Annotated in this window: 10 protein-coding genes, 1 tRNA gene and 2 pseudogenes; 7 read left to right on the forward strand and 6 right to left on the reverse strand. The window is 60.9% G+C overall.

Features of this window, described 5'->3' with window-relative positions; all coding sequences use genetic code 11:
- Positions 1-212 precede the first annotated feature (212 nt).
- The 3 genes from JCM25143_RS22840 to JCM25143_RS13060 form a co-directional block, all read right to left on the reverse strand.
- The gene (locus JCM25143_RS22840) at positions 213-356 is read right to left on the reverse strand and encodes a hypothetical protein (RefSeq protein ID WP_199897888.1); all 144 of its coding nucleotides are present in this window, start codon (positions 354-356) and stop codon (positions 213-215) included.
- A gap of 101 nt (positions 357-457) precedes the next feature.
- Positions 458-1234 carry an ABC transporter ATP-binding protein gene (locus tag JCM25143_RS13055; RefSeq protein ID WP_025861526.1) on the reverse strand — a complete coding sequence of 259 codons (777 nt, stop codon included), beginning with the start codon at positions 1232-1234 and terminating at the stop codon, positions 458-460.
- Positions 1235-1258: 24 nt separating this feature from the next.
- A complete protein-coding gene (locus JCM25143_RS13060) occupies positions 1259-2044 on the reverse strand; it encodes an MlaE family ABC transporter permease (protein WP_025861527.1) in 786 nt (261 codons plus the stop codon).
- 222 nt (positions 2045-2266) lie between these two features.
- On the opposite strand from JCM25143_RS13060, the pseudogene radA reads away from it, so the two are divergent.
- The 3 genes and pseudogenes from radA (at position 2267) to JCM25143_RS13075 (ending at position 5349) form a co-directional block, all read left to right on the forward strand.
- Positions 2267-3653 (forward strand): annotated as a pseudogene (gene radA / locus JCM25143_RS19595) (DNA repair protein RadA).
- A gap of 70 nt (positions 3654-3723) precedes the next feature.
- Positions 3724-3797: transfer RNA gene (locus JCM25143_RS13070), tRNA-Gly, on the forward strand.
- Positions 3798-3990: 193 nt separating this feature from the next.
- Positions 3991-5349 (forward strand): amino acid permease, encoded by a 1359-nt coding sequence (locus JCM25143_RS13075; RefSeq protein WP_025861528.1) that lies wholly within the window; start codon positions 3991-3993, stop codon positions 5347-5349.
- A 142-nt stretch (positions 5350-5491) separates the two neighbouring features.
- On the opposite strand, the gene JCM25143_RS19605 is transcribed toward JCM25143_RS13075, so the two are convergent.
- Entirely contained in the window at positions 5492-6097 is a 606-nt protein-coding gene (locus JCM25143_RS19605; protein ID WP_234395247.1) for a YoaK family protein, read from the reverse strand.
- A gap of 525 nt (positions 6098-6622) precedes the next feature.
- On the opposite strand from JCM25143_RS19605, the gene JCM25143_RS24235 reads away from it, so the two are divergent.
- The 3 genes from JCM25143_RS24235 (at position 6623) to acs (ending at position 9232) form a co-directional block, all read left to right on the forward strand.
- Positions 6623-6799, forward strand: a complete 177-nt coding sequence (locus JCM25143_RS24235; protein ID WP_234395249.1) for a hypothetical protein — start codon at positions 6623-6625, stop codon at positions 6797-6799.
- A complete protein-coding gene (locus JCM25143_RS19610) occupies positions 6762-7052 on the forward strand; it encodes a hypothetical protein (RefSeq protein ID WP_234395251.1) in 291 nt (96 codons plus the stop codon). Before JCM25143_RS24235 ends, JCM25143_RS19610 begins: the two co-directional genes overlap by 38 nt.
- Before the next feature lie 242 nt (positions 7053-7294).
- Entirely contained in the window at positions 7295-9232 is a 1938-nt protein-coding gene (acs, locus tag JCM25143_RS13095) for an acetate--CoA ligase (RefSeq protein ID WP_025861530.1), read from the forward strand.
- A 60-nt stretch (positions 9233-9292) separates the two neighbouring features.
- Here acs and JCM25143_RS25465 read toward each other — a convergent pair whose 3' ends face one another.
- Positions 9293-9637: a DUF1653 domain-containing protein gene (locus JCM25143_RS25465; RefSeq protein WP_234395253.1), complete on the reverse strand. Its 345-nt coding sequence runs from the start codon at positions 9635-9637 to the stop codon at positions 9293-9295.
- Here JCM25143_RS25465 and JCM25143_RS19615 point away from each other — a divergent pair.
- Positions 9636-10154, forward strand: coding sequence for a hypothetical protein (locus JCM25143_RS19615; protein WP_035371313.1), 519 nt, complete (start codon positions 9636-9638; stop codon positions 10152-10154). The genes JCM25143_RS25465 and JCM25143_RS19615 overlap by 2 nt on opposite strands.
- 26 nt (positions 10155-10180) lie before the next feature.
- Here JCM25143_RS19615 and JCM25143_RS13110 read toward each other — a convergent pair.
- Positions 10181-10583: pseudogene (locus JCM25143_RS13110) on the reverse strand (SAM-dependent methyltransferase); the annotation flags it as partial.

Here is a 10583-nt window from a genome sequence, read left to right on the forward strand (position 1 = left end):
GTGGCGGCGTGGGCCTGCTGCCCATGGCCCGCAATCAGGGCAAGAACCAACCCTGCAAGCAAGGGCAGACGGCGCAGGCAGGAGAAAAAAAGCTGATGGCGCATTGGGCTGTCGTATCTCCGCTTTACCGTATGCCTTGCGTGGCTGTCTCGTGCGTGAACCTCCCGAAAGTAGGGGGAATGATGTCAGGGAGTTTCAGGTCGGGCGGCGGGTCAGGTGCCGCTGTTCTGGATATGAGCGCGGAACCCCAGTTTTTCCAACTGAGCGGGGGAGGTAATGTGGCGGGGGGTCGAATGGAACATCCCGCACGCGGAAAGGCCCAGCGCACAAGCCAGCAACAGGACTGCACGTTTCATGATGTTGTCTTTCTCCACGGTTGAACGGGCCGTTTCTCTTTCGTCTTTCTATCTCACCCGCACGCAGCGCGGGCAAGCCAAGAAGTGCGCCTGCGCGCCCGTTAGCGCCGCAGTTCCATGGTGATAGGCCCTTCGCGGCGACCGTGGGTGAACTGGTCTACATACGGGTTGCCGCTGTCCATCAGGGTGCTGGCGGCCCCCTGCCAGACCAGTTGCCCCCGATAGAGCATGGCCGCCTGATCGCCTATGCGCTGGGCGGAGGCCATGTCATGCGTAATGGCTATGGCGGTGGAGCCGAGCGTTTTGACGCAGTTCACAATCAGCCCGTCGATAACGGCCCCCATAATGGGGTCCAGCCCGGTTGTGGGTTCATCAAAAAACAGCATGTCAGGCCGGGCGGCGATAGCGCGTGCAAGGCCTACGCGTTTTTGCATGCCCCCAGACAGTTCCGCCGGGTAGAGGTCTCCCACCGAAGGATCAAGCCCGACCTGAGCCAGAATGCCACCAGCCTCGCTCCGGGCGTTGCGGCGTGACAGGTGCTTGCGCGCCAGCAGCCCGAAGGTGACATTTTCCCATACGGGCAGGCTGTCAAACAAGGCGGCGTTCTGGAACAGCATGCCTATTTCGCCACGTAGGCTTTCGCGGCGGCTGTCCGGGGCGGTCAGGATATTTTCGCCGTCGATTTCAATACTGCCGGAATCGGGGGTCATCAGTCCCAGAATGCAGCGCAGCAGAACGGATTTTCCAGAACCTGACCCGCCGATGATCACGCATGAGGTGCCCTGCGCCACATCCAGCGTGACACCATCGAGCACCTTTTTGCTGCCGAAAGACTTGTGCAGGTCGCGGATACGGATTTTCGGGGGCGCATCTGTCATGCGGGGCGGCGGTCCTTATGGTGTTCAGTGCGAGAAAAACAGGTCCGTTATCAGGTAATCGAAGGCCAGCAGCAAAATGGAGGCCGCCACCACGGCGGCTGTGGTGGCGGAGCCCACACCTTCGGCCCCACCCTTGCTGTTATAGCCATGGTAGCAGCCCATGAGGGTTATCAGAAACCCGAAGAGTGCTGCCTTGACCAGCCCGACCGTAACATCCTCGGTTTTCAGGGCGTTGAGTGTGGCGGTAATATAAGCAGTGGCGGAAAAATCGAGCTTGACCACCGCCACCAGAAAACCCCCGGCCACCCCCAGCACATCGGCTATCAGCACCAGCAGGGGTAGGGCGACCAGCCCGGCCAGCAGCCGGGGGGCCACCAGATATTTCATGGGGTTTGTGGACAGGGTATCCAGCGCGTCAATCTGGTCGGTCACGCGCATGGTGCCAATCTGGGCCGCCATGGCCGCACCCACACGCCCGGCGACCATAAGCCCCGCCAGAACCGGACCCAGTTCACGGGTAACGGCCAGCACCACAATACCGGCAATGGCACTTTGCGCATGATACTGGGCAAAGCCCGTATAGGATTGCAGGGCAATGACCCCGCCCGAGAACAGCGCTGTCAGTGCTACCACAGGTAGTGAGAAAAACCCGGTTTCGAGAAAACTGCCCCAGAACACCCGCCCGTAAAAAGGCGGGCGCACAATATGCGACAGGCCCGAGAGAGCAAAGAGCGTGATCGCCCCTGTTGCGCGGAGAAGGGAAAGGGTGGCGCGGCCTATACCGGCCACGAGATCAAGCGCCATATCCATGGATCGGGGCTGTCTGCTCCTGCGCGTGTGGTGGGTGCGGTATCGCTCTGCTGGCCTAGCGTGGATGGAGGGGGTTCGTCAAAGTGCCTGTGCGGGGCATGGGGCGTGCAGGGGGTGAGTGGGCTTGAGTTTGTTCCTGTTTTATTCCATTTTGTGCTGGGGCGGATAACAGCCGCGCCATGCCGTGCCGGGCTGTGCCGCGCGGAGTAGCAAGGAGTGGCCGTGGCCAAAAAACCAGCCCGTCAGTACGGATGCACCGCCTGCGGGACCGTGCATGCCAAATGGGTCGGGCAGTGCGATGCCTGTCAGGAATGGAACACCCTTGAAGAACTGCCCGTGGAGCCACTGGCGGCATCTTCCGCCGCGCGGTCCGTGCCGGGGCGGCGCGTGAAACTTGAGGCGCTACAGGGGGTCGTACAGCCACCGCCGCGCGTGCGCTCAGGCATTGCGGAGCTTGACCGCGCACTGGGCGGTGGGTTGGTGCCAGCCTCTGTTGTGCTGGTTGGGGGTGATCCGGGTATCGGTAAATCCACGTTGCTGCTGCAGGCGGCCAGCCGTCTGGCCGAGCAGGGTGAGCGGGTTTTGTATATTTCGGGCGAAGAGGCCGTGGATCAGATCCGCCTGCGCGCCCGGCGGCTAGGGGTGGAAGGTGCGAAGCTGGAACTGGCCGCCTCCATCAACGTGGCTGACATTATCGCAACCGCCGAGGCAGAGGCCGATGTGCGGGTGGTTGTAATCGATTCTATCCAGACTATGTGGCTGGAAACGGTGGAAAGTGCGCCGGGCACGGTTTCGCAGGTCAGGGCCTGTGCGTTTGAACTGATCCGCGCGGCCAAGCGCCGGGGCTTCTGCCTTATTCTTGTGGGGCATGTTACCAAGGAAGGCGCACTGGCAGGCCCGCGTGTGCTTGAGCACATGGTGGATGCCGTCATGTATTTCGAGGGTGATCGCGGGCACCAGTTCCGTATTTTGCGGGCTGCCAAGAACCGTTACGGCGCAACGGATGAAATTGGTGTGTTCGCCATGACGGATCGCGGGCTGGAGGAAGTCAGCAATCCTTCAGCGCTGTTTCTGGCCGAGCGGCGCGGCAATATTGCGGGATCTGCCGTGTTTGCCGGGCTTGAAGGCTCACGCCCTGTCCTGCTGGAAGTGCAGGCCTTGCTGTCGCCCAAAGGGGGAGATGGTGCGCCCCGCCGCGCGTGGTGGGGTGGGATAGCGGGCGGCTGGCCATGCTGCTGGCCGTGCTGGAAACACGCTGCGGGCTGAAACTTTCGGGCATGGATGTCTATCTGAACGTTGCCGGAGGGCTGAAAGTGGCCGAACCGGCGGCTGATCTGGCTGTGGCTGCCGCACTGGTTTCAGCCGCGACTGGCGTGCCAACCAGCCCCGGTGCGGTCTATTTTGGCGAAGTCGGGCTTTCGGGGAGATCCGTCAGGTTGCGCAGGCAGATTCCCGCCTGAAGGAAGCTGCCAAGCTGGGCTTTACACAGGCTGTTCTGCCACGCCGGGTTGCACGGGGCAGCGCGCCTGCCCGCCCGCCTGAAGGGTTGAGCCTGCGCGAGAGCGGGCATGTGTCTGATCTGGTCAGCCCAGACGCGCAGGGTGAGTAAGCGGGAAAATACACCCTTCGGATTGCCAGTCCGCTGATCCGGGGTTATAAGGCAGCCACTGGTTCGCCACGCGGATGTAGTTCAATGGTAGAACGGCAGCTTCCCAAGCTGCATACGGGGGTTCGATTCCCCTCATCCGCTCCAGTTTCCCCCCGATTCTGATGACGTGCCGGACAAGACCATGCACTGGGCATGGTTCTGCCTCGTGGCGCTGTCTGTCCCCTTTGTGTTCGGCAGGGCCGGTGCGCTTTGGATATTGTTCCGTTTCAAGTATGATCGATCAGTTCGATCACGCAGGGACACTATAGAGATCGGGCGACAGTAAAGGATTTTCCGCATGGCACAGGCAAAGACCGCACAGCCCGTCAAATCGGGCGCGGGTCTTCGGAACCGGCATATCGCTATGATCGCCCTTGGTGGCACGATTGGCGCGGGGCTGTTTGTTGGGAGCAGTGCTGCCATAGTAGCTACGGGGCCTGCGGTGCTGCTGGCCTATCTGGGCGTTGGCGCGCTGGTTATGCTGGTTATGCGGATGCTGGGCGAAATGGTGGTGAACAACCCGCGTCAGGGGTCGTTTGTGGCCTATATCCGCATCGCCCATGGCGACAGGATCGGTTTTACCGCTGGCTGGCTTTACTGGTTTTTCTGGGTGGTGGTGCTGGGCAGCGAGGCCATAGCGGGGGCCATTCTGTTGCAGGACTGGGTCAACCTGCCGGTCTGGCTACTGGCCCTTATACAACTGGCCGTGCTCAAGGCGATCAATTTTGCTGCACCACGTGTTTTTGGCGAATGTGAGTTCTGGCTTTCCGGTGTGAAGGTTTTCAGCATTCTCGCCTTTGTGGGGCTGAGCCTTTTATATGTGCTGCATGTTTTCGGGCCGGGTGTTTCGGTGCGCGATAATCTTGTGGGGCATGGCGGTCTGGTACCTCATGGCTTGCTGACGGTGCTGTCCATCGTCCCGACTATTCTGTTCAGCATGATGGGGGCGGAAATCGCTACCGTGGCGGCGGCGGAATCCAGTGAATCAGAAAAAAGCATAGACCGCGTTACGCGTAGTCTGGGGCTGCGTGTAACGCTGTTTTATGTTCTGGCCGTAGGCATGATCCTGATTGTGGTGCCGTGGGATACGATTATTTCCGGCCGGTCGCCTTTTGTCGCGGCCATGGACCGTATGGGCGTGCCCGGTGCCGGGTTGATGATGCGCGTTGTGGTGCTGAGCGCCATTCTGTCATGCATGAATTCCAGCCTGTATATTACCTCGCGCGTGCTGCGTGAACTGGCCGAACAGGGCGATGCTCCAGCACCGCTGGGCCGCTGTGCTGCATCCGGTGCGCCGCGTCTGGCCATTACGGTCAGCGGTCTGGCGGGCGCTCTGGTGGCGTTTTCCTCCATTCTCGCGCCGGATACGATTTTTGCCTTTTTGCTCAGTTGCAGCGGCGGCGTGATCCTGTTGATCTACAGCCTGATCGTGACAGCCCATGTCGTCACCCGCAAAGCCGCCGAGCGTGCGGGGCAGGGCCGTTTTCGGCTGCCGCTTTTTCCGCTCACCAATTACGCTACCATTGCCGGGGTTGCGGTTGTATTCGGGGCCATGCTGTTCAATCCGGCCGAGCGTATGACGGCTGTGGCCTCGCTGGGCACATCGATTGTGTGTTTTGCTCTGGCGTCGTTCTTCATGCTCCGCCGCGCGGACTGAACCCACCGGCGGCTTCTACCCGAATGAGGGGGAGCCGGTGTGGCCGGGTCGGCTCAGGGAATGCTGATCCGGTCCAGCCGCACAACCAGTGGCAACCGCCCTACCAGCAGCACCATACCTGCCATCATGATGATGAATGCTGTCAGGGCGATACCCTGCGCAACGCTATGGCTGAAATCAGCGTGCCCATGACCGCGCCAAAAAAGAGTGCGCCAATGGCTGAGGCCCTGCGCCAGCTTCCCCGGTTGTCTCCGCCTGCTGCGGAACTGTTATGCGCTAGTCCGTGTAAAACAATGGTTGCGGCGGGCATTGTCATGTCCGGCAGGCTGGCATGGCGTGTGGCGGAGGTCTGCACTCCCATGGCGAAAGCCAGAAGCCCCAGCGTTATATAAGGAGCGCCCGGCGGCGCCGCAGACCAGATCCACGCTGCCAGTGCAATCAGGCTGGCCACGCCCAGCAGCATGTCTCCAATAATCAGGCGCTGGTGTCGCCTGCGCCGGACAAGGCGCCCCCCCACCACAGCTCCGACATAAAAGCAGCCGATAGCTTCTAGCCCGGACAGCACAATGGCCTGCGATGTGGCGATGTTGACTGCAATCAGGATGATGCTTGCGGTCATGTAACCCGCGAACATTTTCAGATGCAGCAGGGAAATGGCGTCCAGCATGCCCATCGCCATCGTGACGAGAATGATCGCGACAACCAGACGGGCATCATGCCCTTTTTGGATTGGGGGAGTGTGTTCCATTGATACAGAAATAGGGTGAGTGGATCGGGTAAGTGAAACGGATAGCATTAATTGTTATAACGCAGAACATGCCTTCTGATGGGGGCAGCCATGACCTCCTGCCCGGTAACGGGAGGACAAAAGACGGGGCAAAGGCTTCATCACCAGATCGTGATACGCTTTGAAAGCCCTGCGCAAGGGGGTGTGCAACAGGGTGTTGACCATGCGGGAAAGGGGTTCCGGCGGGGGTGGAGATGCTGTTTTATCAGGTGGATAGACCTGCTCACCCATCAGGGCCTGTTGTGTGTGAATGCAGAAAAAACAGACAGGTTAACGAGCTTTTGCGTTTTTTCATTCAGGGCCCTGCGCGGCATCCGCTGCCGCAGGCATGTGCCGCCTGCGGTGTTGGTGTTTTTGCGCGACACTGCCCGGCGGCATGGCGATAGGCGCGTGTGGTCTGCCATGTTTTTTGTGCGCCCGGCGGCTGCTTGATCTTTGTGCGGATTACGGGGCAGTTTGGCGCATATTCCGCTAGGGAGATTCTTGATGAAACTGACAGCCGTACGTGCCCTGTCGGCGCTGGCCCTTACCACCTCTCTCCTGGCTGGCGCTCCGGTGCTGGCTCACGCGCAGGAGCTGAACATTCCCGTCGTGCGTGGGGGGGACACGTCCTCTCTGACCACTGTTGACCCGTCCGATCAGGTCGCGGCCATCAACTGCTGAAAATGCCGGGCTGCTGAACTACTGCGTGCAGAACGAATATGTCGATTATGACGACGGGTTCCGCGTCCTGCAGGAATACGTCAAAAAGACGAATGCCGTGCCTGAAGGGGCAGACGGCAACATGTTCTACGCCATTGGCACTGCTGGCCAGCTGCGCGTGAACAACAAGACCTATTCCATCGCTACGGCAACGCTGCCTATCCGCCAGTCAACCTGCAAGGTTGTGCTCGCACGGGCCAAGGCGTCTCTGTAAGGCGTTTTTTTCCGCCAGTTCCATTCTGTTTTTTACAGCCTCTTGGGGGCGCGAAAAATAGGGTGAAATGCCGGAATATCGGGTAAAATCTTCAAAGGCCAGCCGCGTTTCGCGGCTGGCCTTTGTTGTATTACCGAAGTTTTAGGTTCCGTTATGCTGGGAGGTACCTTTACCAGCCGTGCCTCGATGTGATCAAAACGCCAGACCTGAACGGTTGAAACAAAAAACAAGAAGGACAGGGCGTGGTGGACAAGGCTGCATATCCGGCTTTAGGCGCGGTTTCCGATCAGTATCGGCAGAATGTTCTGGAAGCGGAACGCGACCCGGAAGCGTTCTGGCTAGCGCAGTCGCGCCGCCTTGTCTGGCACAGTGAGCCAAGTCATGCCTCCCGGTCTGATTTCACGGGCGATGTCCGTATTGCCTGGTATGAGGATGGCCGCCTGAATGTGGCTGAAAACTGCCTTGACCGTTACCTTCTGACGCAGCCTGACAAGGCCGCCGTTATCTGGGAAGGGCAGGAGGACGGGCATCGCACCGTTCTGACCTATCGCGAATTGCATGCCCGCGTATGCCGTCTGGCCAATACGCTGCGCCGTCTGGGTGTCAGCAAGGGAGACCGCGTTGCCATCCATCTGCCCATGGTGGTGGAAGGGGTAGTGGCCATGCTGGCCTGTGCCCGGATCGGGGCCATTCATGTGGTGCTGTTTGGCGGTTTTTCGGCTGAAGGGCTGGCCGAGCGCTTGCGTGACAGTCAGGCTGTGCTGGTTATTACAGCAGATGTAGCCCGCCGGGGGGGCAAGCTGATCCCGAGCAAAACCACCATGGACGAAGCATTGGTCGCCTGCGGTGCGGACAGCGCTGTACGTACCGTGCTGGTTGTGGCCGTAACGGGGGCCTCGGTGCCCATGCAGGCCGGGCGCGACCTGTCTTACGAGGCGGAAGTTGCGCTGGAAATGCCCGATAGCCCGGTGGAGGTCATGGACGCCTGTGACCCGCTGTTTCTGCTGTATACATCAGGCAGCACGGGGCGGCCCAAGGGCGTTGTGCATAGCTCGGGTGGGTATCTGGTCTGGGCAAGCTTTACGCATGAGACTGTGTTCAACAGCCAGCCTGACGATATTTTCTGGTGCACGGCCGATACAAGCTGGATTACCGGCCATACCTATGTGGTGTACGGCCCGCTGGTGAATGGCGGCACCATCATGATTTATGAGGGCCTGCCCTCATGGCCTGCCCCCGGCCGTTGGTGGGATGTGATCGACCGCAACGGGGTGACGGTTTTCTATACCTCTCCCACGGTTATCCGCGCCGCTATGCGGGAGGATGATCACGTGGTGGAAAGCCGCTCGCTGGCCAGCCTGCGGGTGTTGGGTACGGTGGGCGAGCCCATTAGCCCCGAGGCATGGCAGTGGTTCCATGACAAGGTGGGCCGCAACTGCTGCCCTGTGGCTGACACATGGTGGCAGACCGAGACCGGTGGCGTCATGATAACGGCCAGCGCGGGCAAGGTGCCGGGGCGGCCGGGCGCTGCGGGTCTGCCTCTGCCGGGTGTGCATGTTGAACTGCTGGCCCCCGCCGGGGCCGGTCAGGAACAGCCGGTTGTGGAAGGGGCGGGCGAAGGGCTGTTGTGCCTGTCGTCCTCATGGCCCGGTCAGGCCATGACGCTGTGGCAGGACCATGAGCGTTTCCGCCAGACCTATTTCACGACCTGTCCGGGGCGGTATTTCTCGGGTGATGGCGCGCGCCGCGAGGCCGATGGCTATATCTGGATTACCGGCCGGGTGGATGACGTGGTGAATGTTTCCGGCCACCGGATTGGCACGGCGGAAATTGAAGATGCCATCGCCACTGACCACGAGGTGGTGGAAAGTGCCGCCGTGGGTATTCCGCATGACCTCAAGGGGCAGGGGCTGGTGGTATACGTGGTCCCGCGTGAAGAAGGCGTGCTGGATACGGCGCGTGTACGCAAGGTCGTGGCCGATAGCGTGGGCCGTTATGCTGCCCCCGAAAAGGTTTATGTCGTGCGGGATCTGCCCAAGACCCGTTCGGGCAAGATCGTGCGGCGGCTTTTGCGCAAGATCGCGGCGGGGGAGTTGGAAAATCTGGGCGATCTTTCCACCCTGTCCGACCCTGACTGCGTGCAGGCGCTCATCAGTCAGGTTGCTGAACAGCAGGGCTAAGTCCTGTTTCGGCTCTGGCCCGCTGTCAGGTGGGCCAGAGTTGCTGGACAGGCTGGGTCTTCAGGATGCGGTGCTGTTTTCCAGCAGGGCAAAACGGGGCTGGCCGTTGACGGTCTGCATCCACATGGCCAGTGGGCGCACCCAGTAAGTGCCGAGCGTCTCGCTGCGGTAGGTTACCAACCATTCTTCCGTCTCGCTGTGCCGACCAGTGCACAGAACCGTATATAATCCTCCCTTGTAATGCCGGTACAGGCCGGGCTGCGGGTGCGCGGGCATGCTGTCATCCGCCGGGGGGGCGGCGTGTGCTGATGGCGTGGCCGGGGTGTGATCAGGGCTGGTCATGGCGGCTTCTTCCGTGTTCTGTATGTCTATAGGCAATGAAAGGGTGGGGGCGCGAGTGATCATGAGGCATCTGGGCTGTTTCGTGCGTTACGGTAGCCGTGCTGCCCGGCTGGGCAGGATAGGCGGGCTCCTGTTGGCTGTCATCGGGGTTTTCCATGGTCTGGCCTGTGCTGCGTCCCATACCCGTGGCGGCGTGGCTGTCACGCTGAGTGCCCAGCCCGGCACGGGACTGGATGCACAGGCCCGCGTGCTGGCAACCGAGGATATGGCGGCTGCCGCCCGGCATGGCGAGGCACCGCTGGTACTGGTGGGCACAGCCTCGCTTGCGCTCAAGGGCAGCGGGGCGGATGCGCTGTTCGTGCAGGTGCAGTCCGCCAGCCTGTGCGGGTCTGCGGGGTGCTCTACCGATGTATACCTGCAACGGCAGGGCCAGTGGGTGAAGGTGCTGGATTCCGTCAGCGGGCCGGTTGAAATCCTGCCCACCGGCCATGGTGGCATGAAGGATATTCTGGTCGATGGGTCTGACCGGTGGATATGGAAAAACAACGCCTATGTGGACACGCTCGCCCTACAGGAGTGAGCGTGAGCCACGAATACAGGAGCGGTTTACTCTGATACGGGTTGAGGCTGCGCGTTCCAGCCCGGCAGAGGGCTGACACCGTCTCTGGCCGCCGTGTCCGACCAGAAAAACGTCAGCTCATGCTTGTTATGGGCCAGATGTGCGAGCGCACCGCCGGGAATGGCCTCGAAGGCACTCACGGTTTCATGGTCTGTCTCGCCCTGAAATTTGACGGTCAGCACCATGTTGCGGGTCTGTTCCGTATCAATCCAGCGCTGGGCCAGCCGTAGCAGGCGCTGCGGGTAGGCGATGATATCGGAAAAGACCCAGTCAGCTTTTTCAAGCGTTGCAGGCTCAAGACCGAAAGCACTGGCCTGATGGAAGCGCACGTTTTTCATGGCGGCTACGGCCGGGGCGAGGGGTGCGCGGTCAAACGCATCCACCCGCGCG

It is taken from the genome of Acetobacter papayae JCM 25143 (genome assembly GCF_000613285.1).
Taxonomy (GTDB): domain Bacteria; phylum Pseudomonadota; class Alphaproteobacteria; order Acetobacterales; family Acetobacteraceae; genus Acetobacter; species Acetobacter papayae.

What these genes read in the sequence shown, in the direction of transcription:
- JCM25143_RS24235 (WP_234395249.1), top strand. Translation starts at nt 6,623, where the DNA reads ATGAAACTGACAGCCGTACGTGCCCTGTCGGCGCTGGCCCTTACCACC.
- JCM25143_RS19615 (WP_035371313.1), top strand. Translation starts at nt 9,636, where the DNA reads ATGAGGCATCTGGGCTGTTTCGTGCGTTACGGTAGCCGTGCTGCCCGG.
- JCM25143_RS19605 (WP_234395247.1), bottom strand. Translation starts at nt 6,097, where the DNA reads ATGGAACACACTCCCCCAATCCAAAAAGGGCATGATGCCCGTCTGGTT.
- JCM25143_RS25465 (WP_234395253.1), bottom strand. Translation starts at nt 9,637, where the DNA reads ATGATCACTCGCGCCCCCACCCTTTCATTGCCTATAGACATACAGAAC.
- JCM25143_RS13060 (WP_025861527.1), bottom strand. Translation starts at nt 2,044, where the DNA reads ATGGATATGGCGCTTGATCTCGTGGCCGGTATAGGCCGCGCCACCCTT.
- JCM25143_RS13055 (WP_025861526.1), bottom strand. Translation starts at nt 1,234, where the DNA reads ATGACAGATGCGCCCCCGAAAATCCGTATCCGCGACCTGCACAAGTCT.
- JCM25143_RS13075 (WP_025861528.1), top strand. Translation starts at nt 3,991, where the DNA reads ATGGCACAGGCAAAGACCGCACAGCCCGTCAAATCGGGCGCGGGTCTT.
- JCM25143_RS22840 (WP_199897888.1), bottom strand. Translation starts at nt 356, where the DNA reads ATGAAACGTGCAGTCCTGTTGCTGGCTTGTGCGCTGGGCCTTTCCGCG.